General features: G+C 54.1%; 23 protein-coding genes. 3 read left to right on the forward strand and 20 right to left on the reverse strand.

Going from position 1 to position 24,358, the window contains the following annotated elements; all coding sequences use genetic code 11:
- Positions 1-11: 11 nt before the first annotated feature.
- From mepA to prmB, 3 genes are all read right to left on the reverse strand, one after another.
- Positions 12-836: a penicillin-insensitive murein endopeptidase gene (gene mepA / locus SCU88_RS17985; protein ID WP_175341232.1), complete on the reverse strand. Its 825-nt coding sequence runs from the start codon at positions 834-836 to the stop codon at positions 12-14.
- 4 nt (positions 837-840) lie between these two features.
- Positions 841-1,926 carry a chorismate synthase gene (gene aroC, locus SCU88_RS17990; protein ID WP_138098681.1) on the reverse strand — a complete coding sequence of 362 codons (1,086 nt, stop codon included), beginning with the start codon at positions 1,924-1,926 and terminating at the stop codon, positions 841-843.
- A 77-nt stretch (positions 1,927-2,003) separates the two neighbouring features.
- A complete protein-coding gene (gene prmB / locus SCU88_RS17995) occupies positions 2,004-2,936 on the reverse strand; it encodes a 50S ribosomal protein L3 N(5)-glutamine methyltransferase (protein ID WP_175341233.1) in 933 nt (310 codons plus the stop codon).
- A 159-nt stretch (positions 2,937-3,095) separates the two neighbouring features.
- Between prmB and smrB the strand changes: the two genes are divergently transcribed.
- A complete protein-coding gene (smrB, locus tag SCU88_RS18000) occupies positions 3,096-3,647 on the forward strand; it encodes an endonuclease SmrB (protein WP_138098685.1) in 552 nt (183 codons plus the stop codon).
- 84 nt (positions 3,648-3,731) lie between these two features.
- Here smrB and sixA read toward each other — a convergent pair whose 3' ends face one another.
- The 5 genes from sixA to SCU88_RS18025 all read right to left on the reverse strand — a co-directional run bounded on the left by sixA (position 3,732) and on the right by SCU88_RS18025 (position 9,062).
- Entirely contained in the window at positions 3,732-4,220 is a 489-nt protein-coding gene (gene sixA / locus SCU88_RS18005) for a phosphohistidine phosphatase SixA (protein ID WP_175341234.1), read from the reverse strand.
- Between the two features lie 217 nt (positions 4,221-4,437).
- Positions 4,438-6,588, reverse strand: a complete 2,151-nt coding sequence (fadJ, locus tag SCU88_RS18010; RefSeq protein WP_175341235.1) for a fatty acid oxidation complex subunit alpha FadJ — start codon at positions 6,586-6,588, stop codon at positions 4,438-4,440.
- The gene (gene fadI / locus SCU88_RS18015; RefSeq protein ID WP_175341236.1) at positions 6,588-7,898 is read right to left on the reverse strand and encodes an acetyl-CoA C-acyltransferase FadI; all 1,311 of its coding nucleotides are present in this window, start codon (positions 7,896-7,898) and stop codon (positions 6,588-6,590) included. The genes fadJ and fadI overlap by 1 nt, the downstream gene beginning before the upstream one ends.
- Positions 7,899-8,137: 239 nt before the next feature.
- Entirely contained in the window at positions 8,138-8,596 is a 459-nt protein-coding gene (gene tnpA / locus SCU88_RS18020) for an IS200/IS605 family transposase (RefSeq protein WP_175342350.1), read from the reverse strand.
- A gap of 181 nt (positions 8,597-8,777) precedes the next feature.
- Positions 8,778-9,062, reverse strand: a complete 285-nt coding sequence (locus SCU88_RS18025) for a DUF406 family protein (RefSeq protein WP_175342332.1) — start codon at positions 9,060-9,062, stop codon at positions 8,778-8,780.
- A 370-nt stretch (positions 9,063-9,432) separates the two neighbouring features.
- Here SCU88_RS18025 and fadL point away from each other — a divergent pair, with 370 nt between their 5' ends.
- The gene (gene fadL, locus SCU88_RS18030; RefSeq protein WP_168198849.1) at positions 9,433-10,755 is read left to right on the forward strand and encodes a long-chain fatty acid transporter FadL; all 1,323 of its coding nucleotides are present in this window, start codon (positions 9,433-9,435) and stop codon (positions 10,753-10,755) included.
- 614 nt (positions 10,756-11,369) lie between these two features.
- Positions 11,370-12,131 carry a hypothetical protein gene (locus SCU88_RS18035; RefSeq protein ID WP_431810036.1) on the forward strand — a complete coding sequence of 254 codons (762 nt, stop codon included), beginning with the start codon at positions 11,370-11,372 and terminating at the stop codon, positions 12,129-12,131.
- Here the strand turns inward: SCU88_RS18035 and SCU88_RS18040 are convergent, their stop codons facing one another.
- The 12 genes from SCU88_RS18040 to SCU88_RS18095 all read right to left on the reverse strand — a co-directional run bounded on the left by SCU88_RS18040 (position 12,132) and on the right by SCU88_RS18095 (position 24,349).
- Entirely contained in the window at positions 12,132-14,243 is a 2,112-nt protein-coding gene (locus SCU88_RS18040) for an ABC transporter transmembrane domain-containing protein (RefSeq protein ID WP_175342330.1), read from the reverse strand.
- Positions 14,236-15,519, reverse strand: a complete 1,284-nt coding sequence (locus tag SCU88_RS18045) for an HlyD family efflux transporter periplasmic adaptor subunit (protein ID WP_175342329.1) — start codon at positions 15,517-15,519, stop codon at positions 14,236-14,238. Before SCU88_RS18045 ends, SCU88_RS18040 begins: the two co-directional genes overlap by 8 nt.
- 439 nt (positions 15,520-15,958) lie before the next feature.
- Positions 15,959-16,189: a hypothetical protein gene (locus SCU88_RS18050; RefSeq protein ID WP_138098703.1), complete on the reverse strand. Its 231-nt coding sequence runs from the start codon at positions 16,187-16,189 to the stop codon at positions 15,959-15,961.
- 1,113 nt (positions 16,190-17,302) lie between these two features.
- The gene (gene tnpA, locus SCU88_RS18055; RefSeq protein WP_175342350.1) at positions 17,303-17,761 is read right to left on the reverse strand and encodes an IS200/IS605 family transposase; all 459 of its coding nucleotides are present in this window, start codon (positions 17,759-17,761) and stop codon (positions 17,303-17,305) included.
- A gap of 191 nt (positions 17,762-17,952) precedes the next feature.
- Positions 17,953-18,714, reverse strand: a complete 762-nt coding sequence (gene mlaA, locus SCU88_RS18060; RefSeq protein ID WP_175341910.1) for a phospholipid-binding lipoprotein MlaA — start codon at positions 18,712-18,714, stop codon at positions 17,953-17,955.
- A 31-nt stretch (positions 18,715-18,745) separates the two neighbouring features.
- Positions 18,746-19,951: a c-type cytochrome biogenesis protein CcmI gene (gene ccmI, locus SCU88_RS18065; RefSeq protein WP_175341911.1), complete on the reverse strand. Its 1,206-nt coding sequence runs from the start codon at positions 19,949-19,951 to the stop codon at positions 18,746-18,748.
- Positions 19,948-20,412 carry a cytochrome c-type biogenesis protein gene (locus tag SCU88_RS18070; protein WP_138098709.1) on the reverse strand — a complete coding sequence of 155 codons (465 nt, stop codon included), beginning with the start codon at positions 20,410-20,412 and terminating at the stop codon, positions 19,948-19,950. Before SCU88_RS18070 ends, ccmI begins: the two co-directional genes overlap by 4 nt.
- Positions 20,409-20,966 (reverse strand): thiol:disulfide interchange protein DsbE, encoded by a 558-nt coding sequence (gene dsbE, locus SCU88_RS18075; protein WP_138098711.1) that lies wholly within the window; start codon positions 20,964-20,966, stop codon positions 20,409-20,411. The genes SCU88_RS18070 and dsbE overlap by 4 nt, the downstream gene beginning before the upstream one ends.
- Positions 20,956-22,917 (reverse strand): heme lyase CcmF/NrfE family subunit, encoded by a 1,962-nt coding sequence (locus SCU88_RS18080; protein ID WP_175341912.1) that lies wholly within the window; start codon positions 22,915-22,917, stop codon positions 20,956-20,958. The genes dsbE and SCU88_RS18080 overlap by 11 nt, the downstream gene beginning before the upstream one ends.
- Positions 22,917-23,393 (reverse strand): cytochrome c maturation protein CcmE, encoded by a 477-nt coding sequence (gene ccmE, locus SCU88_RS18085; RefSeq protein WP_175341913.1) that lies wholly within the window; start codon positions 23,391-23,393, stop codon positions 22,917-22,919. The genes SCU88_RS18080 and ccmE overlap by 1 nt, the downstream gene beginning before the upstream one ends.
- Positions 23,394-23,612: a heme exporter protein CcmD gene (gene ccmD, locus SCU88_RS18090; protein WP_175341914.1), complete on the reverse strand. Its 219-nt coding sequence runs from the start codon at positions 23,610-23,612 to the stop codon at positions 23,394-23,396.
- Positions 23,612-24,349, reverse strand: coding sequence for a heme ABC transporter permease CcmC (locus SCU88_RS18095; protein ID WP_175341915.1), 738 nt, complete (start codon positions 24,347-24,349; stop codon positions 23,612-23,614). The genes ccmD and SCU88_RS18095 overlap by 1 nt, the downstream gene beginning before the upstream one ends.
- Positions 24,350-24,358: the final 9 nt, after the last annotated feature.

The following is a 24,358-nucleotide window of genomic DNA, read 5'->3' on the forward strand; positions in this document are numbered from 1 at the left end:
TTGCTCTCCTGTTATAGCAGGTGTCTATCCAGCAGGGCCTGACAGGAAGGCGGCAGCGGTGGCGGCGTCTTCTTCTTGTGGGGCTGACTACCAGGCTTCGGTGGCTCGAACCAGCTCTGCAGTTCGTAGCCGCAACCGTCACCCGGCGGTGGCGGAGCCTGCTCTTCACACTCCAGGCTATCTGCCGGGCAGCGCAAACGGACGTGCATATGGGCGCGATGACCAAACCAGGGACGAACCTTGCGCAGCCAGTCGCGATCGGCTCCGGCATCTTCGCATAACCGCTGCTTGATGGCCGGGCTCACGAAGATACGCGTGACTTCGTCGTCCTGAGCGGCGAGCCGCACCATGGTGCCAAGCTGTGGCTGCCAGCGGGAGGAAACCACCCGCTTACCGTCAGCGGAGACCAGATCGAGCGCCTGGGGTCGCAGCAGCTGCGCGCTGGTCCAGCGATAGTGCGGCAACTGCAGGAAGATATCGACGTCCAGACCGGTCTGGTGGCTGGCGTGGCCGCTGCTAAAACGGCCACCGGCCGCCATTCCCATATCCCCCACCAGCATGGTGCCCAGATTGTCCTGATGCAGTTGACTGCTCAGGCGCTGAATAAACGCCACCAGATGCGGATGACCGAAGTAGCGACGCTGGTCGGTACGCATCACCTGATAGTTATCTGATTCCAGCGGCAGCGGATGAGCGCCGATAATACAGCCGTTAGAAAAGGTGCCCACTGACTGCGGGCTTCCGGCGATAGGATGGGTGATTTTCTGCCACGGCGTAGCGGCCGCGGCGCCCGCGCACATTAGCGCGCAAGCCAGAGCGATAAGCGGTTTTTTCATGGCTTCACCAACGCGGCAATGGGCTGACAACATCGCCGTTCTGGCCGCGCTGACGCAGCAGATGATCCATCAGGACGATGGCCATCATCGCCTCTGCGATAGGCACAGCGCGGATCCCGACGCAGGGGTCGTGACGCCCACGGGTTACCATTTCCACCTCTTCACCAGCGCGATTCAGGGTACGGCCTGGCACCATAATGCTGGAGGTTGGCTTCAGAGCCAGACTGGCCAGGATCTGCTGACCGCTGCTGATACCGCCCAGCACGCCACCAGCGTGGTTGCTCTGGAAGCCCTGATGAGTAATCTCATCGCGGTTTTCGCTGCCGCGTAAGGCGATAACATCGAAGCCGTCGCCAATCTCCACCCCTTTTACCGCGTTGATGCTCATCAGCGCGTGAGCGATATCGGCATCCAGCCTGTCGAAAACCGGTTCGCCCAGCCCGGGCGGAACATTATCCGCAACAACGGTCACCTTCGCGCCAATAGAGTCGCCTTCTTTCTTCAGGCCGCGCATCAGCTCGTCCAGCGCGTCGATTTTCGCCGGATCCGGGCAAAAGAAGGGGTTCTGTTCAACCTGGGACCAGTCTTTGATCTCCAGCGGAATATCGCCCATCTGGGTCAGACAGGCTCGAATCTCAATGCCGTGTTTTTGCGCCAGATACTTTTTGGCAATGGCCCCCGCAGCCACGCGCATGGCGGTTTCCCGCGCCGAAGAGCGACCGCCGCCGCGATAGTCACGCAGGCCATATTTCTGTTCATAGGTGTAATCGGCGTGCCCGGGACGGAACAGATCCTTAATGGCGCTGTAGTCCTGGGAGCGCTGGTCGGTGTTTTCAATCAGCAGGCCGATGCTGGTGCCGGTGGTGACCCCTTCGAAGACACCGGACAGAATCTTCACCTGGTCCGGCTCGCGGCGCTGGGTGGTGTAGCGCGAGGTGCCCGGGCGGCGCCGGTCCAGATCGTGCTGCAGGTCGGCTTCGGTCAGCGCAATGCCCGGCGGTACGCCGTCTACAATACAGCCCAGCGCCGGACCGTGGGATTCACCGAATGTCGTTACGCGAAAGAGTTGTCCAATACTGTTCCCTGCCATCACGGCTCCTTACCGTTGTCGTCGTTGTATTTGAAGAGGAGCGGATTCATTGCCCGCTCCCGTCTGTTGTTTTGCGTTTAGTCTTTATAGATGCCGAAATGTTCACGGGCGGCGATTAGCTGCTCTTTGGTCAGCATAAAGACCCCATCGCCGCCGTTATCGAACTCAAGCCAGGTAAAGGGCACGTCCGGATACTGCTCCATCATATGCACCATACTGTTGCCCACTTCGCAAATCAGCACGCCGCCGTCGTTAAGGTAGTCCGGAGCACAGCCAAGGATGCGACGCGCCAGCTTCAGGCCATCGCACCCCGCCGCCAGCCCCAGCTCCGGCTCGAAATGATATTCGCCCGGCAGGTCACCCATATCTTCGGCATCGACGTACGGCGGATTGGTGACGATCAGGTCATACTGCACCTTTGGCAGATCGCGGAACAGATCGCTGCGAATAGGCGTGACATTATTTTGCATGCCGTGCTCGTCAATGTTGCGCTCGGCAACCGCCAGGGCATCCAGGGAGATATCCACGGCATCCACTTCGGCTTCCGGGAAGGCATAAGCACAGGCGATGGCGATGCAGCCGCTGCCGGTGCACATATCCAGTATGTGGCGCGGCTCGTGGCCAATCAGCCCGGAGAAGCGGCCATTAATCAGCTCGCCAATCGGCGAACGCGGCACCAGCACGCGCTCATCCACATAAAATTCATGCCCGCAGAACCAGGCTTTGTTGGTCAGGTAGGCCACCGGAATACGCTCATTCACCCGGCGGATCACGCGTTCGACAATGCGGTGGCGTTCGCTGGAGGTCAGGCGCGAAGTACGCATATCTTCCGGGATATCCAGCGGCAGGTAGAGAGTAGGCAGAACCAGTTGTACGGCTTCGTCCCAGGGATTATCGGTGCCGTGGCCGTACCAGATATTGGCGGCGCTAAAGCGACTGACGGCCCAGCGCAGCATATCCTGAATGGTATGCAGCTCGCTGACTGCCTCATCAACAAAAATTTTATCCACATTGCCCTCCGCAGGCCGATAGCGCATTCTTTCCGGCGGCTAGTTTGCCATGAACGCCGCGACAAATCAGCACTCAGACAGATAAAGCGACAACGGCTTTTATTAACAGTCGATGAGAAAATGCTAAAATCCACGATCTCCATCGAGTATGAGAACGTTATGAACAAAAAAGATCCACTTAACCCCGAAGATAAGGCGCTGTTCCGGGAGCTGATGCGCGGTACGCGCAAGCTTTCCCAGGACACGGTCGTGCACCGTCCGCTGCGCAAAAAAAGCAGTGAAGTGCCGACCAAACGTCTGATTCAGGAACAGGTGGATGCCAGCCACTACTTTTCAGACGAATTTCAGCCTCTGTTGTCAAACGATGGCCCCATGCGCTACGTGCGCGAAGACGTCAGCCACTTCGAACTCAAGAAGCTTAAGCGGGGCGACTATTCGCCAGAGCTGTTCCTCGACCTGCACGGCCTGACTCAGTTGCAGGCTAAACAGGAACTGGGGGCGCTGATTGCGGCCTGTCGCCGCGAGCACGTCTGGTGCGCCTGCGTAATGCACGGTCACGGCAAACATATTCTGAAACAGCAGACGCCACTGTGGCTGGCGCAGCACCCTCACGTTATGGCCTTCCATCAGGCACCAAAGACCTGGGGTGGCGATGCCGCGCTGCTGGTGCTGATCGAAGTGGAGGAGTGGCAGCCGCCGGAGCTACCGTAGCGGCAGACCGGTGCTATAAATGACCGAAGCCGCACAGAGGCGGCTTCGGGGGCGCAGATCGGAAGATATGCGTCAGGCCGGAGGTTAGATCGCCTTCGGCATTTTCAGGTTGCAGGGACTCATCTGCCAGTCGAATTTCCCCTGTCCGGTTTCGGCATCCAGTGTGACGCTGGCGATCGCTGAAGTGCAGAACATTGGCGGAGTTTCCCCCGGGCAAAGCTCTGATACCAGATACCCCACCAACGGCAGATGTGAAATCACCAGCACCGAGGAGACGCCCTCGTTTGCCAGGGTCTGCAACCAGGCGCTGACCATGGCGGGATCGCCGCAGGGGGTCAGCTCCGGCATGACTTCTACCTGTGACAGGCCGGAGAGCGTTTCACGCACCACATCCAGAGTCTGTTCGGCTCGCAGATAGGGGCTTACCAGAACACGTTCGATATCCACCTTTTGACCTTTTAACCAGGTCGCCATTTGACGGGATTCATCACAACCACAGTGGGTTAGCGGACGAACCGAGTCACTGGCGGCATCGAGTGCCGCGTCGCCGTGACGCATGATAAAAACTTGCATATTGCACCGCTTTTGTTAACCAGAAACGCCGACCTGCACGGTTAAACAGGATCATCTGTTAACTGCGCGTAGTCGACGGCCGGGCATTGTGCCTGATCCATTTTTCGAATGAAACGCTGTCTTTTACCTTAATGGTGTAAGTGTAGTCAATGACTGATGACAAAACAGCCAGCGCAACATTCAAGCCTTGCCTGACGCTTCAATCAGTTACCTCTATTCAGACTCCCTCCTGCGGTTCAGGGTTCCCCTGACCGGTGGCTTTTTCCCGCTGTACCCGAGCGCGCAGCGCCTGACAGGGGCTAAAACGTTCGCCAAAACGTTCCGCCAGTTGTTCCAGTTCCGCCACAAGCGTGCGGGCCCCCAGCCTGTCTATATAGTGGAAAGGCCCCCCCAGAAACGGCGGGAACCCCAGCCCGAAGACCGCGCCGACATCACCATCGCGCGCGCTGCGCACTACCGATTCATCCAGACAGCGCGCAGCTTCGTTCAACAACATCAGCATACAGCGCCGGGCAATGGCCTGAGCGCTCTGCTGCGCCGCTGGCGTCACGCCAAGAAGCTGGTAGATAGCCGGATCGGCCCTCTTGTTCCTGCTTTTACCCCCTTTGGCGGGATAAAGATAGAAGCCACGGCCATTTTTGCGCCCTTTGCGATCGTCGTTCAAAATTGCTGCAATCGTTTCAGGTGGACTAAAGCGACTGCCGAAAGCCTGTTCCAGTATCGGGATGATCTTAGTTCCAACATCGATACCCACTTCATCCAGCAGCTGTATCGGCCCGACCGGGAACCCGGCGGCGGTCAGAGCTTCGTCGATATGCTCCACCGGCTCTCCTTCGCTCAGGCAGCGCAGCGCCTCATTAATATAGGGCGCCAGGATGCGGTTTACGTAGAAGCCCGGGCGATCGGCCACCACTATCGGGGTTTTCCCCTGACGCTTCGCCAGCCAGACCGCGGTGGCGAGCGTCGCTTCGTCGGTTTCGGCATGGGGAATCACCTCTACCAACGGCATTTTTTCCACCGGACTGAAATAGTGCAGCCCGATCACCTGCCCCGGGCGTTGGGCCCCGGCGGCAATCTCGCTAATAGGCAGCGACGAGGTGTTAGAGGCAAAAATCGTCTGCGGCGCCCCGTGAGTTTCGACCTCCGCCACCATCTGACGCTTCAGGGCCAAATCTTCGAACACCGCTTCAATCACCAGATCCCGTTGGCCAAAGCCGCTGTAATCGGTAGTGCCAGTGATAGACGCCATCTGCGCATTGCGCTGCGCTACAGTTAACTGACACCGGGTGACCCGGGTCGAAAGCTGCTGCCACGCGTGCTTCAGCGCGTGATGAATCCCCTCTTCCCGGATGTCGCGAATCCTGACCGGCAACCCGGCCCGGGTGGCGGTCACATACGCAATACCGCCCCCCATCAGGCCGCCGCCCAGTACGCCAACCTGCCTGACGGGTAGCGGCGTCGCTTTACTGGCAGGATCTTTTTTCATCAGGGTACTAATAAAAAACAGGTGGCGCAGCGCCGCAGATTCAGGCGTCATCGCCAGTTCGCCAAAGGCTCTGGCCTCTTCGTCGTAGCCCACGGTGTCGCTCTGAGTCAGCCCCGTATGTACCACTGCCTGAATGCGCTGCGCTGCCGGGTAGTTATCCCGGGTTTTGCGCCGGGTCTGCTTTTCCACCATGCGAAACAGTAACGCTCGCCCCAGCGGCCCGGTCAGCAGTCGTTCCCGTATCGGTAAGGTACGACGCGGTACATTCTCATTCATAATGCGCGCTACTGCGCTGTCGAGAAGAATACTTTGTGACACCACCTCATCCACCAGTCCCATCTTCAACGCCTGCTTCGCCCGCAACTGGCGGCCGGTCAGCATCAGCTCCAGCGCCCGGCTGGCGCCCACCAGCCGCGGCAAACGCTGGGTTCCTCCGGAGCCCGGCAACAGCCCAAGTTGAACTTCCGGCAGCCCCAGCCGGGTGATCTCGTCGTCGCTGCATACCCGCTGCTGACAGGCCAGCGCCAGCTCCAGGCCGCCTCCCAGGCAAGGGCCGTGAATCGCCGCCACCGTGGTCACCGGCAAGGCGGCAATTTCATCCATTAACTGCTGCCCCTGACGCGCCAGCGCTTCGGCCTGTTCGGCACTCTGACAACCGGCAATCATGTTGATATCGGCACCGGCGATAAAGTTATCCGGCTTACCGGAGATAAACACCACGCCAGCCAGATCGGGGTTTTCCCTTAGCTTGCACAGCATAGCGCGCACCTCATCGGCAAAATCGATCCTGAGGACGTTCATCTGCTCGCCGGGAATATCAATGGTGATGACGGCGACATTATCCGGGCGTAGCGTCAGGGAAAATGCGGAGCCTGTTTCCATTATTCGACCTCCAGAACCATGGCGGTACCCAACCCCCCCGCCGCACAGGCGGTGACCAGCCCCAGGCCGCCGCCGCGCCGCCGCAGTTCATTCAGAGTTTGGGTTATCATGCGCGCACCGGTGGCGGCAAAGGGGTGCCCGTAAGCCAGCGAGCCCCCCAGCACGTTAAACTGACTGCCGTCCACCTCGCCGGTGGCCCGGCAGCGCCCCAGAACATCCCGGGCGAAGCGGCTGCTTGCCAGCATCTTCAGGTTACAGAGCGCCTGAGCGGCAAAGGCTTCATGCATATCGAACAGGGTTAAATCCGCCATAGCGATTCCGGCCCGCTCCAGCGCCAGCGGTGTGGCCCAGGCCGGGCCCAGCAACATATCCTGACGAACATCCAGCGCGCGAAAGGCGTAACTGCGAAGAAAACCCAGCGGGGTAAGCCCCAACTCCCGGACCCGGGATTCGGTCATCATCACCAGCGCCGCCGCACCGTCGGTCAACGCCGAACTGTTTCCGGCGGTGACCGTACCGTGGTGGCGATCAAAACTCGGGCGCAACCTGGCGTAATCTTCCAGTCGGGAATCCTGGCGAATGCCGTTATCGCCGCTGACCGGCTCCCGCCACGGCGGGACGTACGCGGTCATCACCTCCGGATTCAGCCACCCCTTCTGCCAGGCGCGAGCTGCCAGCTGATGCGAGCGATGCGCAAAGGCATCCTGATCCTCACGGCTGATGCCGTGTTTTTTCGCCATCTGTTCCGCCGAATCCCCCATCCTCAGGCCGGTGGAATATTCCGCTACCGCCGGTGCCACCGGCAGCAGATCCCGGGGCCGCAGACCCGCCAACAGCTTCATGCGTTGCCCCAGACTGCGCGCGCGGTTGAGATCCACAAGCGTAGCCGCCAGCCGTTTGCTGACGCCGATGGGCAACACCGAAGCCGAATCGGCACCGCCGGCGATACCGGCACGAATCGTTCCCGCCATCAGGCTTTCCGCCACATTGGCCACCGCCTGGAAACTGGTGGCACAGGCGCGGCTGACGCTGTAGGCATCGGTCTCTACCCGCATGCCGGTCCCCAGCACGATTTCACGGGCGATATTGGGCGCTTCAGGCATCTGAATCACCTGGCCAAAGACCAGCTGTTCAATGGATTCGGGGGGAATTTCACTACGCGCCAGCAATTCCGCCACCACCATCCTGCCCAGATCGAGCGCCGGCAGCGCACGGAGTGTCGTCGCCTGGCGGGCGAATGGGCTACGCAGACCGGCGACAAATGCAATACGCTCCCCCTGGCGGGTGACCAGCGGTCCGGGTTGATTCATAACGCTCCCTTGTTTTCCTGGCGTAATTTTTAAAGAGGTCTGACCTGATATCAGTGTTAACCAGAAAGCGGCATTCAGCCAGGAGCGGCGACGGGAAAATGCGAGTCAACGCACGGAAAGATGGAGAAATAATAAATATCCTCCGGCATAGCCGGAGGTTTTTCAGATGCGCCTATAAGGCTCTCTTACCTGCCGCGCCCTAACAGGCGCATACGATCTGACATTTGCATCAAACTTCGTTACTTACGGCCCGTAAACGGGCTACCTGGATACGGAATCGATAACTGTTCTCCCAGCTTGTCCTGCTCCAGTTGGTGCTTTATGTATTCCTGTATCCTTGCCGTGTTCTTGCCCACCGTGTCTACATAATACCCACGACACCAGAACTCCCTGTTCCTGTATTTGAACTTCAGATCTCCAAACTGCTCGTACAGCATCAGACTGCTTTTCCCTTTCAGATAACCCATGAAGCTCGACACGCTTATCTTCGGCGGGATCTCCACAAGCATATGGATATGATCTGCACAGCATTCCGCTTCCAGTATCTTCACACTTTTCCATTCACACAGCTTTCTTAAGATCTTACCTATCGCCCTGCGCTTCCCTCCATAGAACACCTGTCTCCGGTATTTCGGCGCAAAAACTATGTGATATTTACAGTTCCATCGGGTATGCGCTAAGCTCTTTTCGTCCCCCATTGGGACCCCCTTTTGATTTCTTGTTTAACCCTTGCAGTTGCCAGACCGCAAGGTGTTTTAACAAATCAAAAGGGGTTTATATAACTGATTTATAGCTGAAAGCTTCACGGAACCCCCAGCCTAGCTGGGGGTTTTCTGTATACAAAAAGAGCCCTCCGGGATGGAGGGCTTATAAGAGGGATTAACGCAGGCCGAGCTGGAAGATCAGTGCTTCTGCCTGGCAGGCGAAAACGAAATCGACATCCATGCGCACGCCTTCGGCTTCTTCGGTGAAGCGCGGCGTAATCTGGCAGGGTTCAGATTCGGCCTGACGCGCTTTGGCCGTCAGTTCCGCCAGCATCTTTTCAGCTTCGGCTTTAGTTGAGAATACCCGGCTCCAGGAAGCGGTGCAGTCAGTGTTGTCCATGACGGTGCCAACATCAACGCAGCAGCAAACCGGAGTTTCATCAGCACTGCATTTGCTCATAATCATTTCCTCTGTTTACGCACCCGAAGATGCGCCGGTAGATACTGCGAATATTTTACGCCCCGTCCCTGCCCCTCTCCAGTTGAGAATGTCGGAATACCGCTTACGTGACAAAAATCACAATTAAAAATGATCTAAAACAAAAAATGCCCGCCAATGACCCCGTAATCCCCCGGGAAATTGCCAGCCAGATCTCGTTTCGTTAATTACAATTGAAAAAAATCGTATACATAACTGCAACATTCCTGCTGGTCGTACCATACTCTCGCCACTGGTCTGATTTCCTCGCAGTACCACAGACCCTACACTTCGCGCTCCTGTTACGGCATGTAACATTGTTTGAATAAAAATAAATTATGAGGTTTTGGTCATGAGCCAGAAAACCCTGTTTACAAAATCATCGATAGCAGTCGCAGTGGCACTCATCTCAACATCCGCGTGGTCTGCCGGCTTTCAGTTAAACGAGTTCTCTTCCTCAGGCCTTGGTCGCGCCTATTCAGGGGAAGGCGCCATCGCCGATAACGCGGGCTCCGCCAGCCGCAACCCGGCAACCATTATGATGTTCGATCGTCCGAGCTTTTCCGCCGGGGCCATCTTCGTCGATCCGGACGTGGATATTTCCGGCACCTCTCCTACCGGCAACAGCCTGGACGCGGATAACATCGCCCCCACCGCATGGGTGCCGAATATCCACTTCGTGGCACCGATTAACGAACACTTCGGTTGGGGGGCATCGCTGACCTCCAACTACGGTCTGGCCACCGAGTTTGCCGATAGCTATGCCGCAGGCACTATGGGTGGTAAGACCGACCTGGAAACCATGAACCTGAACCTGAGCGGCGCTTATCGTCTGAACGAGCAGTGGAGCTTCGGACTGGGCTTTAATGCCGTTTACGCCCGGGCCAAAATTGAGCGCTATGCCGGGGATATGGGCCAGATCGCCGCGGGCTCCGGCATGCTGCCGCCTGCACAGGCGGGTATGGTGGCGAACCTGCCCTACGACACCCAAATCGCCCGCCTTAAGGGCAACGAATGGGGCTTTGGCTGGAACGCCGGTATCCTGTACGAACTGGATAAAAACAACCGTTACGGTCTGACCTACCGCTCCGAAGTGAAGATTGACTTCGACGGCGCCTATAAGAGCTCGCTGCCTTCGGCCTATAACCAGATTCTGGGCGGTTTCGGTTTGCCGATGGGCACTGACGGCAGCACCGTGGATGGTGCTCTGACGCTTAATCTGCCAGAGATGTGGGAAATTTCAGGCTACAACCGGGTCGCGCCTAAATGGGCTATTCACTACAGCATGACCTATACCAGCTGGAGCCAGTTCCAGGAGCTGAAGGCCAAAGGACAAGGCGGGCAGACCCTGTTCTATAAGCATGAAGGCTTTAAGGATGCATGGCGCGTGGCGTTGGGTACCACTTACTATATGGACGATAACTGGACCTTCCGCGGCGGTATCGCCTTCGATGACAGCCCGGTTCCGGCTAACTCCCGCTCCATCTCTATTCCGGATCAGGATCGTTTGTGGCTTAGCCTGGGCACCACCTACGCCTTTAACGAGGATGCGTCGGTGGATGTGGGCGTTTCCTATATGCACGGTCAGCACGTCACCATCAACGAAGGTCCTTACACCTTTAAATCTGACGGTAAAGCCTGGCTGTATGGCGCCAACTTTAACTACCGCTTCTAAGCGCGGTACGATGAAGGCAAAAGGGGTGAGCATGGCTCATCCCTTTTTTATTCCCGGAATCCGGATCCTGGAAAATAATTAAGCGCATCGACAACGGTGCCCTGAACATTTAAACGTAGCGAACTCTATATCAGCCAGCACGAGTCGTAAAAGGTATTGCGGCTGGACAGCGATAAAAACAGCGGATCGTTTTCCACCCGCGCCAACAGCCTGCTGTTATCCCCGGATAGTGAAATACTGTAAGTTTGTATCCAAATCTCATTAGTTACTAACCAACGCTTTCTTATACGAAATCACTCTTTAATTTTTAACCAGAACCCTCCCATTGTGGCAGGCAATAAGTAAAGAGAACAACGTGCTATCACCCATGTTACAACGTAAAATTATATTATCTGTTGCCCAAATCCCGAAAATAGCGTCATAATAGAGGGATGGGTAGTGTTTTCGCTGCGCTCCTTACTATAGCGCTCCGAATGTTCGCCGCGCATTTTTATATAATTAATGAGTCAGGGATGGTAGCAATCATGGAAAGCCAGCGACGATATATCCTTATTAATGAATTAAGAGAAAGAGCCTGTAATATATGTAAGAAAACGAATCTTAATGAAATGATTATGATTCACGAGATGATGCTCAGTACATTCTACACCCGAAAGCCGTTATTTTACAAAGTATTATTTAAGCATCATCGTTTCTACGTCTGTTCAACGATTCTGGCGATTTACTATCGTAATAAATCCAGCGCAACGTTAAAGCAAGTTAAGCACTTCATTCTCAAAAGAAAAGATTTGATGAGTGCCAGCGCCCTCAACGCATTACTGATACAACTTCGGGTCTCCGGCCGCCTGGAAACCTGCCGCCGCAACGACAACCGCCGCGAAAGTCTGTATTCCCCTTCAACCAGCCTTCTCCAGGAAGCGTTTGAGCTGATCCAAAGCATGCTTAAACCCTACGAAATTCTGAACAGCACCGTTTCTTTACACTATGCGCGCAATGCGGAAAATTTTATCCCCCATTTCCTGCTTCGTTATAGTGATTATATTTTAAATTATATTACTATCGTAGATATATTACCTGAAGTTGCACTCTTTATTGAGAAAGATGCTGGCCATATGATCATGCTAATCATATACCGGGAATATGTTCAACAAAATAGCCGCTGTATTATGTTATCCAGCAAGAAAATTGCTCAGTATGGCCACGTTTCACGTTCTCACGTCTGTAGCGTATTACGAGAGGCGCAGGAAAAAGGTTACCTGAAAATTCAGAATAACCTTTCCATACTGCTGTCTGAAAAATTTATCTCGCTGTTTCGTATGTATTTCTCGATTTATATGGCACTGGTGCTCTACGCGACTGACGAAATGACGCATTAATCACGATACGCCAGCAGTCAGATCGATAACGCGATCGGCGCTGGCGATAGTCGAAGGTCGATGTGCGATAAAAATACGTGTAATACAGAGGTCACGAATGGCCTGGTTGATTTTCGCTTCATTATCCAGATCCAGATGGCTGGTCGCTTCGTCAAGAAACAGAATGCCTGGCTGACGATACAGCGCGCGCGCGATTAGCAGGCGTTGCTTCTGCCCGCCGGAGAGGTTTCCCCCTAGTTCGCCGATCAAAGTTTCATACCCCATAGGCATATGCATTATCTCATCATGAATATTGCAAAGACGAGTACACTCCTCGATCCTGGCATAATCTCTATATTCTTCAAAACTGCTTATATTATCAGCAATAGAGCCGGCAAACAGCTTATCGTCCTGCAAAACGCAGGCGATACTATGTCGATAGTTATTCAATCCAACGTTATTAATATCCAACCCATTGGCGATAATGCTTCCCTCGGTCGGTTTCAGTAATCCTGACATCACTTTCATTAGCGTAGTTTTCCCCACCCCCGACGGGCCGACTATCGCCACGCTTTCCCCTGCTTTAACCGTAATATTCAGCCCGGAGAAAATCGGTCGGGACAACGCATCATATTGAAAAGCGATATTCCTGGTACGAAACGCGATGGGTTCATTAACCGCCGCCAGCTCTCTTTCCGGTTGTTCCTCCTCTGGCTCGCTGAGCACAATATCCGCCACGCGCTCATTATGCAGCCCCAGCAGCCTCATCTGTAAAGCAATATTAATCAAATTGGCGGTCCGAGCGGAAAACTGACTACGATAAGCGCTAAATGCCACAAACATTCCCAGCGTCATTCCTCCATCAATAACCATTGATGCCCCAAGCCAGAGGATCGTTATCTGGTCGACAGCGCCGATAAAGTTGACAATGCCTCCAAACAACATGTCCAACCGCGTGGTACGAATTCGCGCATTGGCGCTATCAATATTCAAATTAAGCCAAAACCGTGAGCGTAACCCGGTAATCCCCAGCGCCTTTAATGTGCTAATTCCATACAGCGTTTCCATAAAATGTGAACTAGCTTTAGCCTCCTTCACTATCTTCTCTTCCCAGGCCTGACGATAGCGATTATAAGTAGAAATACGCAAAATCATATAAAACAGCGTAAATGCGCAGACAACCCACACCAACCAGCCACCATAAAGCACCATCATAATAAATACGCCCGTAGCGACGATAATATCAATAATGCTGCTAACCAGGTTTTCCGTTAGCGTCTGACGAATTATATCCAGTGACCCGATTCGTGATTGAATGTCACCCAAACGACGCTTTTCGAAATAGTCCAGCGGTAGCTTCATTAAATGGTCGAATATTCCACTCTTCCACTGAACATCAATGACCGAGGCCATAACCAGAGTGGTCCATGCCCGTAACGTACCAATAAATGTACGGCACAGGATAAAGGCCAGCAGTCCGATACAGATTAGCGAAAGCAGATGGTGATCTTCTGCAATAATCACATGATCCATGACCAGTTGAGTACCAACCGGAATAAGCAAGTTAATGGCTTCGACCAACAGACTGAAGCAGAAGATCTTGCTTAATGCCCCAGCCAGCCCGTGAATATTGCTCATCAGATCCCGCAACCGCATCTTGCTGCGGGATTTTTCCTTTGAGAACCCTTTAACCGGCCATAGTTCAAGAGCTACGCCAGTAAAGTGTCGGGAAAGTTCGGCAAGCCCTACGACCCTACGACCAAACGCCGGATCGTGGATTACAAAGCGGTTGCGGCGAGCCGAAATCAGTACCACAAAATGGCACATATCCCAGTGCAGGATACAGGGCGTTCTGAGCTGGCGAACTTCGTTAAGATCCAGCGACAGCGCTCGGGTCTTAAGATTAACTTTACCGGCAATATCCACTAACAGGCCAAGCGTCGCACCATGCGAAGAGATTCCGAATCGGTGACGCAAATTGAATAGATCGACATCCATTCCATAGTAGCGGCAAATCATAGTCAGACAGGCTAACCCACACTCTGCGCTTTCAGTTTGCAGTATCTGAGGCACCTTTCTTATCAGAGCAAACTGTAGCCGGTTATAAATTCGGGCTAATAGTGACTTATCCATTTACTGGCCCCATCAGACTATTCACAACATCATAGAAAGGCGAAAGAATCCATTGATAAAGAGGCCGTCGCTCAAGAAATACCGTAGCCTGAGCTTTCATTCCATTTGTCAGCCTCAACGTACGCCGTCTATGATCGAACTCAATATTCACAATCGCCTTATAAAAAGGTTCAACCATGCCGTTCTGCTGAATTTGGGGGGGATTACTGTATGACGCCAGCTCCTGAGGTGAAGCGGGCACGCTGGAAACGGATACGATTTCCCCGGAAAACTGACCAAACTTCTCATAGGGAAAAGCTTCATAGCGAATATTTATTTTATCCCCAACGCCAACATAAGGAAGGCTGCTATCAGGCAACCAAAGAATCAGGAAATAGCCCTGGCTATTTTCCGGTACAATTTGCGCCAGGCTGTCCCCATTATTAACCATCTGCCCCTGGGTCACGCTCAGAGACTCTATTCTGCCATCGAGAGGCGAGCTAACCAGCAGCGTTCCTGTCGCATCCATCTCCGCCAGCTGGCGCCGTAGGTTACTTAACTGGTACTGATTCTGGGCAATTTGGTTATCAAACCCGGTCGCTTTAGTGACGATATCGTCTTCCAGACTGATTATCTGCAAACTTTGCTGAATTAGTTGGGTATTCAGATTCTGATAAACGCTTTGCTGTTGATAGTACAGATAACGTTGATTTGTTAACTGATCATTATTAATCAGGCCGCGGCGCTTATAATCAACATAATTTTCCATGGTCAGTTTCATGTCTGCCATGCCCTTTTTCGCATTATTAACAACCCGGTATGATTCCTGCAAGGCGTTCTGATACTTCGCCAACTGCTCTTCCATATGCGCTAAGGTACTTTTTTTATTGACTTCCAGCTTACGAATAATATTTTCAACAATAAGAATTTGTTCGCGCATCGCCTGAATAACATTTTCACTGACATTACCAGAGCGAGTCGTTCGACTAACATCGATTTGATAGAGTGAATCACCTTTTTTAACCCACTCACCAACCTTTACCCGGGCATGACTAATAAACCCCTGGCCGGGTGAAAATATATTTACGGCTCTTGGCAAGGAGGTCACTTCTCCGTTAACATTGATCCTTCGCGTGTAATCACAAAAAATAATCACTGACAGTAGTACACCGATAAAAGCACAGGTTAAGAACATCACGACCCATCCTGGATAACTCGACAGCAGCAATGCCTGTCCGAGCCATCTGGCTTTCGCATTTTCAAGCGCTTCCTGGCGAAACAACCCTTTTTTACTCATAAAATACCGGCATTTTTTCCTGAAAGTACGAGGCTTAAACAAAAGGGAACTTTATGCCCGTAACTACAAAAAAGTTTAAGAAAAAAACATTTCCCTTATAAATAAATATTCACTAATACCAGTGTTTTTTCAATCAATCCATCAATACCTTTGCCAACTCCGGAACTAATAAAGCCACCACTTTTATTACCAATCTGAGCGTCTGGTCGACCAAAAACAAAATTACCGAACACCGTATAGCTGGGCCAGGCAGCGTTATCATCCCCCGGCCGATTATATCGCCAAAAGTTTTACCTGCTCCTGGATCCCATTCTGAATAACGACATCGCCGCTAACGATATTCATTTCGCTACATACAACTCTCACATAGACACCTTCTTGATAGCCATAAGACAGAGCTCTTATGGCTATAGGTATTAATGACAGCGAGCCTTATTTCTTACCGAAACAGCCCGCCAAACAGACCGCCGAAAATTGAACCCACCAGATTAACACCGACTTCAACTACCTGGCCAATACCAGTCCCCAGCGAAGCTCCTGCATCCGTAGCGCCTTCTACACCACAGTTTTCTACAATAGCACCAATACCACGGCCTAAAGCAGTACCTGCATCAGCGATAACGCCAGCACCAGAAACTTCATTCATTTCATGAATATTAAGATCTCTCATATATCCCATCTCCTGATATATAAATTCAAGATAATTCTCCTGTTGTGAGGCGTTCCCCACGCTTATTTTATAGCTACCTGAACAATAAAAATCAACGAACGATCCCTCTCGTATTATTATTAGTACAAATATGACAGTGCGCGTTTAAAAAATGCCAGAACAGACAGGTCATAATTTTATTTAAAAATAGCAAGTTATCAGTATGACGTCACAAAAACAGCAATAGTTACGCAAGTAACTATTGCTGTTAATGACATCCCAACGAATACTTATTTTATCTCATATCCAGCCATTGATTCGGATATTTGCAGAGCGATAATCTCCATCCCGGACGATAACAAGCTAATTGCCTACGGAATGATTCTCGCCAAAAATTTCGGCATATCTGAGAAAAATAGTGAGGGTTTCGACGCTGGATACTGACTGCTGGCTCCCCATCCGGACTGGAAACCCAGGTTGTAAGGAGGCGATGCCTGAACCTCCTTACCCATTCACCGGTGCCAGAAGTGACAGAGAAAAGTAACCTTAAGGTGAACGAAACCTTCATCAACGCAGCATATTTCCCCTGAACAAATCACCGCCACGACAATATTCATAAGCCAGTTAATCGATTCTGAAAAAAGCTGCTGATGGTTCTTATTATGGATAGTGATGGTGCCATTTGCCACCACCACTAAGAATGATACCAGAATGTTCGATTTTAAAATCCGCTTTGTTATGAATATCGCTAAAGCCTAACGCACCGGTATTAAGGCGATTCTTACCCTACGTCGCCAGCAAACATCACTATTTTAGATAGTTTTGAAAAATACAATATGAAAAATTCTTATTTAAATCACCTTTTCAATTAACCACGCTCTAAATAAAAACAGAAGTCTATTTAATCAAAACGGAATAACCGTAGGCATAACAGGAAAAAGAGATAATAAAATAGGGAGAAAAGTTTTTTATAAGAAAGCTGGCTACAAATACGGAGAGATTTTATTTTCCCGCTTTATCTACATAATAAATATCCTCCGGCATAGCCGGAGGTTTTTCAGATGCGCCTATAAGGCTCTCTTACCTGCCGCGCCCTAACAGGCGCATACGATCTGACATTTGCATCAAACTTCGTTACTTACGGCCCGTAAACGGGCTACCTGGATACGGAATCGATAACTGTTCTCCCAGCTTGTCCTGCTCCAGTTGGTGCTTTATGTATTCCTGTATCCTTGCCGTGTTCTTGCCCACCGTGTCTACATAATACCCACGACACCAGAACTCCCTGTTCCTGTATTTGAACTTCAGATCTCCAAACTGCTCGTACAGCATCAGACTGCTTTTCCCTTTCAGATAACCCATGAAGCTCGACACGCTTATCTTCGGCGGGATCTCCACAAGCATATGGATATGATCTGCACAGCATTCCGCTTCCAGTATCTTCACACTTTTCCATTCACACAGCTTTCTTAAGATCTTACCTATCGCCCTGCGCTTCCCTCCATAGAACACCTGTCTCCGGTATTTCGGCGCAAAAACTATGTGATATTTACAGTTCCATCGGGTATGCGCTAAGCTCTTTTCGTCCCCCATTGGGACCCCCTTTTGATTTCTTGTTTAACCCTTGCAGTTGCCAGACCGCAAGGTGTTTTAACAAATCAAAAGGGGTTTATATAACTGATTTATAGCTGAAAGCTTCACGGAACCCCCAGCCTAGCTGGGGGTTTTCTGTATACAATAAAAAACCGGCATGATAGCCGGTTCTTTATACAAGAAAGCGACAATTACTCAGAATCAATGTCTTTAAGATCGTCCTGAATCGCCTGAGCGTTAGGATTCTCTTCCGGCTTCAGTTCACCACCATTGGCAATAAAGTCGTGGCGCTGGAAATAAGCCTCACGCACCATAATGTAGGGATCGGACGACTGGCGCAGCAGGCCGTCGGAATCCAGCAACTGGGCGCGGCTTTCAATCCCTTCAATGGTCCACTTACCGATGGATAGCGGCCAGGTCAGCCAGGAGAGTACCGGATAGAGATCGTCCGCCATATCGCCGACGTCTTCACGCAGAGTAAAGCTGCCGTAGAACGGTAACTGCATATAAGGGCCATAACCCACACCATAATGGCCCATGGTGCTACCAAAGCGGTGCGGTTCGGTACGCTGCAGTTTCGGGTTCGCCGCCCCGGCCACGTCCATCAGGCCGCCCAGCCCCAGGGTACTGTTCAGGAAGAAGCGGGTGAAGTGCACCATTCCCTTGTAGATATCGCCACGCAGGAAGGAGTTCACCATAACGGCGGGCTCTTCCAGGTTACTGGTGAAGTTGCTCAGCCCGTTACGCGCCGGTTGCGGCACGTAATCCCGCCACGCCACGGCCACCGGCCGTACAACGTAGGGATCCAGCACGTTAAAGTTAAAGTTGTACATCGAGCGGTTGAATCCTTCGAAAGGATCCGAACGCCCCTGCTGCTGCTGCGGGTCTGAAGAACTGGCACAGCCCACCAAAAGTAAGGTGGCGATCGCCAGCCCGGTCAGGCGAACTTTCATAGCATCTCCCTGTATTATGTGACTGGCGCGTTCAAGGCTGCTGCCGCGACACTTCAACCGCCACCGGCCCCTGGGCTGGCAGCGCAATGGTCGCACTTTCCCCAAGCCAGTCGCCAGACTGCGGCTCGGGTCTGCCATTCTGAGAAATATGCACTTTCACAACGCCCCGATGCAGGCCGGACAATGGCCGGTTGGACATCATGGCGTCGGTATCATCTAACGTCAGCGACAGCGGGAAGTGGCTCAGCGGCAGTTTTTTGACTGCTACCGGCACATTCGATTCGCCATCGGTTACCGAAATAAACAGTATCCCGTTCTCGGGTAAGGTTTTTTTTGCTTCCGGTGTGAGCGTGATTGTAACAGCCAGTTTCACGTTGTCTACGCCGGACTCCACTTTCGCCTGAGCGACGCTCCGCTCAATAACGGCTCTGCGCTCATCGTTCGCAGGCAGAAGTCGCAGCATAATCTGCCATGCACCGATAGCTTCCTGGTACTGTTTCTGTTCGAAAGCGTTGAACGCCAGCAGGCTCAGCACCCGAATATTGGTGTGATCGGCGCGCAACATTTCACGCAACATAGCACCGCCCTGCTGGTTATCCTGCGGATCAGCGGAACGGGTCAATACTTCAGCATAGTCCAGCCTGACGCTGGTGTTATCCGGCGCCAGTTTCCATGCGCGCTCAAAGGCGTCGGTGGCAGTGCTGGCATTGTTGAGTACCATACCGATACGTCCCAGCATCTGCCAGGCCTGAACGTTAGTGGGATCATCCTGCAGGCGGGTACGCAGCCCCAACCCCAGACGCGCCATCTCTTCCATATTCAGCGGCTGGGCGTTGGGATCCATCACACGCTGCATCAGCGCCGGCGTCTGTTGGGTCACCGCCTGCCATTCACGCACTTTGGAAACGCCCGACGTTTTCAGAAATACGCCAATACTTACCGCCGCCAGCAGCAGCACCGCAGGCAGCAGTATCCAGCGGCTGGATGCCCGGGCATCCCGGGAGCCCGGTTCGTCGGGAATATCCTGTAGCAGGTTTTGTTGAAGCTCTTCGACCATCCGTGCGCGCTGCTCGGGTGAGACCGGCGCATTATCCTGTTCCAGTTCCTGCAGTCGGGCGTGATAAAAAGCGCGGTTCATTTCGTTGCGATCCGGGCTCTGCGCACGTCCCCAGGGCACAAACAGCAGCAGAGATACGGCCAGCAGCAGGACGATAATAGTGACAATCAGCAGCGTCATGGCGCCTTCCTTTCTTTTTCCAGCAACGCTTTCAGCCGCTGCTGCTCTTGCTCGTTCAGGGCGCTCTCATCGCGCTTACCGCGACGGCGACTGCGCATCACAATCACCACCGCGCCTCCCAGCACGCACAGCGCCGGGATCAGCCACAGTAAAATGGTCAGCGGCGTCAGCGGCGGCTCATAAGTGACGAAATGACCATAGCGCGCCACCATATAGTCGATGATCTGCTGTTTGTTCTGGCCCTGCTGTTGCAGCTCATACACCTTCTGGCGCATATCGGCGGCGATCATAGCGTTAGAGTCGGCAATGCTATTGTTCTGGCACTTGGGGCAACGTAGCTGTTCGGTAAGCTGGCGGAATTCCTGCTCCTGGGCCTCGTTTTTAAACTGGTAAGTATCGATGGCCGCCCAGGCACTGAGCGTCATCATCAGGGCCATCAGCCCGATTAACCAACGACTCATGCCCCCGCCTCCCGGCTGTATTTATCCCACAGTGGTTTCAACTGCTGCTGCCAGACCCGATCGTTAAGATCGCCGGCGTGGCGGTAACGGATGATCCCTTTGCCGTCGATCAGGAAGGTTTCCGGCGCGCCGTAGACCCCCAGATCCAGTCCCAGCATACCGTCGCCGTCGAACAGACTCAGAGCATAAGGGTTGCCCAGTTCGTTCAACCAGCGAACGGCCTTCTGGCGATCGTCCTTGTAGTTCATGCCCACCACGCGGATCCCCTGGGCCGACAGGCCATTCAGGAACTGATGTTCGGCGCGGCAGGTGGGGCACCAGGTGGCCCAGACGTTAAGCAGCAGCGGCTTGCCGTCGGTCAGCACCGATTGATCGTACATTTTACCCGGGCTTTCCAGCGACTCCAGGCGGAATACCGGCACTGGTTTGCCGATCAGCGCCGATTCCAGTCGGGTGGGATCGTCGCCATCGGCGTTGCGCACCAGTTGCCAGAGCAGCGCCGCTGCCAGCAGCAGAAACAGGAATAGCGGAATAAACAGCACTTTACGATTCATTGCGCGCCCCCTTTAGCGTTTTACGTAAACGGTAACGCGGGTCGAGCATACAGAACACGCCCCCCAGCGCCATCAGGACGCCGCCGTACCAGATCCAGCGGACAAAGGGTTTGTAGTACAGACGAACCGCCCAACTGCCATCGTCCAATTCTTCGCCCAGCGCAGCGTAGAGATCCCGGGTCAGACCGCCATCGATAGCCGCTTCGGTCATCATCATCCGATTACTGTTATAGAAGCGCTTTTCGGCACGCAGCGTCGCTTCCGGCTTGCCGTTGCGGGTGACGTCGATAATTCCCACCCCGCCCCGGTAGTTAGGGCCGGTAATATCGTGTACATCGCGAAAGGTGAAGTGGTACTGGTGGATATTCACGCTATCGCCGGACTTCATCCGCACATCGCGTTCGATGCTGTAATTCTGGCTGAAGGCGATACCGACCACAGTGACCGCCACGCCGACGTGGCCCAGCACCATGCCCCAGTGGCTGCGCGACAGTTTCGTCAACCCGCGCCACAGGCCGTGCCTGACGGTGGCACGCTCATGAACTTCCATCAGCGCCAGCACAAAGACCCAGATGGCCATCAGCAGCCCGACTACCGTCATCGCTTCGATCCGGTCCTGGAACAGCCAGGGCAGCAGCAACGCAAGCAACGCGGTAACCACCAGCGCAATCAGCAACCGCCCGCGCAGCTTGTGGGGTTCATCGCGACGCCATCGTACCAACGGCCCGATGCCCAGCATCAGGGCAAAAGGCGCCATCAGCACGCTGAACATGGTGTTAAAGAAGGGCTCGCCAATGGAGATACTGCCCAGTCCCAGCTGTTTGTGGACCAGCGGCAGCAGCGTGCCCAACAGCACCACCAGCATAGCCGCTACCAGCAGCACATTGTTGCCCAGCAGGAAGGATTCGCGCGACCACAGTTCATTGCTGACCCTGGCCCGTACCCGGTTGCCCTTCACGGCGTAGAGCAGCAGCGAACTGCCGATCACGATCACCAGCAGCGCCAGAATAAACATGCCGCGTGCCGGATCCGAGGCAAAGGAGTGTACCGACACCAGCACGCCTGAGCGCACCAGGAAAGTACCGAGCAGGCAGAGCGAGAACGCGGTAATCGCCAGCAGCACGGTCCAGGCCTTAAAGCTGCCGCGTTTTTCGGTCACCGCCAGCGAGTGCATCAACGCAGTACCCACCAGCCAGGGCATAAAGGAGGCGTTTTCCACCGGATCCCAGAACCACCAGCCGCCCCAGCCCAGCTCGTAGTATGCCCAGGCGGAGCCCAGTACGATACCGATGGTCAGGAACACCCAGGCGGCCTGAGTCCAGGGGCGCGACCAGCGCGCCCAGGCGGTATCCAGCTTGCCCGCCATTAGCGAGGCGATGGCGAAGGCAAAGGCCACCGAGAAACCGACATAGCCCATATACAGCAGCGGTGGGTGGAAGATAAGCCCGATATCCTGCAACAGCGGGTTCAGATCGCGCCCTTCAATGGGAAAATCCGGCAGGGTGCGGGTGAAAGGGTCTGAGGTCAGCAGAATAAACAGCAGGAAGCCGACATTGATCATCCCCATTACTGCCAGGACCCGCGCTACGGAATCCAGCGGCATCCGGCGGCTGAACAGCGCCACCGCACAAGTCCAGGCGCTCATCAGCAGTACCCACAGCAGCAGCGATCCTTCGTGGGCCCCCCAGGTGGCCGCCACCCGATACCAGACCGGCAGCTCAGTATTGGAGTTGTTCACCACATACAGCACGGTGAAGTCATTGACCACAAAGGCGTACACCAGGATCAGAAACGCCCCGAGAATAGCCAGAAACAGCGCGCAGCTCAGCGGCCGCGCCAGCGCCATTAGCCGCACATCCTGACGCGATGCGCCCCACAGCGGCCAGATGCTCAGCACCAGCGCAATGCCCAGCGCCAGGCAGAGCAGGTAATTGCCTATTTCCGGCATCATCAGTGATTATCCTTATAAGCTTCCGCGGGGCGATGGTGGTTCTCTTTCATCGCCTCTTTCACTTCCGGCGGCGTATAGTTTTCATCATGCTTAGCCAGTACCTCTTTGGCGACAATATGATTGTTTTCGCCAAACTCCCCCTGGGCTACCACGCCCTGCCCTTCACGGAACAGATCCGGCAGTATGCCCTCAAAAGAGACATCCACCACACCACGGGCGTCGTAAAGCTTAAAGCTCACCTTCAGGCTCTCTTTATCGCGCTTCACGCTGCCGGGCATCACCATGCCGCCAACCCGCAGGCGCTGCCCGGGCTCCGGTTTCAGGTGGCTTTCCCCTTTGCCGTAGATAATTTCGCCGGGGGTATAGAAGAGATCGATATTGGAACGCAGCGCATAAAGCACCAGCGTGACAGTAAGCGCTAACCCCGCCAGCAGCGCCAGCGCCAGCCAGAGTCGGGTTTTTCGACGTGGATTCACTTATGCTTCCTCAGGCTTAATATTCTGTTGCGCCGCGCGAATACGCCGTTCGCGGGACTGTTGACGGCGAACCTCTTCCAGCAGCGCACGACGCTGCCACAGGGTATGAGCCACCAGGCCGAACAGGGCGACAACCGTTGCTGCGACCGCCAGCCAGACGTAGAAAGCGTACCCCCCCATCGCCCAGAAATCTTGCCAGCTATTAAAGGCCAGTTGCATCAGGCATTCCTCCCTTTTTGCGCCAGCGCGGCCACCCACGGGCGGCGGCGTTCCTGAATCAGAATAAGGTTACGCAGGCGCATCAGCGTCAGCGTCACAAACAGCGTGAGGTACCCGAAAATGCACCAGCGCAGCGGTATCCGCATAGCCGGATCGATAGTCTGCTGCATATTGGTGGAGCCCTGGTGCAGGGTATTCCACCAGACCACCGAGTAGTGGATGATCGGCAGGTTTACGACGCCCACCAGCACCAGAATACCAGCGGCGCGCCCCGCCAGGCGGCGGTCGTCAAAGGCGTTGTACAGGGCGATAACCCCAACGTACAGAAACAGCAGCACCAGCTCCGAAGTCAAACGGGCATCCCAGATCCACCAGGTGCCCCACATCGGCTTACCCCAGGCAGAGCCGGTAATCAGCGCAATCAGGGTATAGGTAGCGCCGACCGGTGCCATAGCGGCAACCGCCAAATCGGCCATCTTCATCTGCCAGATCAGGCCAATAAAGGCGGCAATCGCCATTGAGGCGTAGATGCCCATCGACCACATGGCCGCCGGTACGTGCAGATACATGATGCGATAGCTCTGCCCCTGCTGGTAGTCCGCAGGCGCGAAGGCAAAGCCCCAGATGCAGCCCACCACCAGAAGCAGCGCACTCAGTAACCCCAGCCACGGGATAAAGCGCCCGCAGAGGCCATAGAGCCGCTCCGGAATCGCCAGTCGATGTAATGCTTTCCACATTGTTTTATC

Origin of the sequence: Jejuibacter sp. L23 (assembly GCF_050815825.1) — a bacterium.
Classification (GTDB): Bacteria; Pseudomonadota; Gammaproteobacteria; order Enterobacterales; family Enterobacteriaceae; genus Jejubacter; species Jejubacter calystegiae.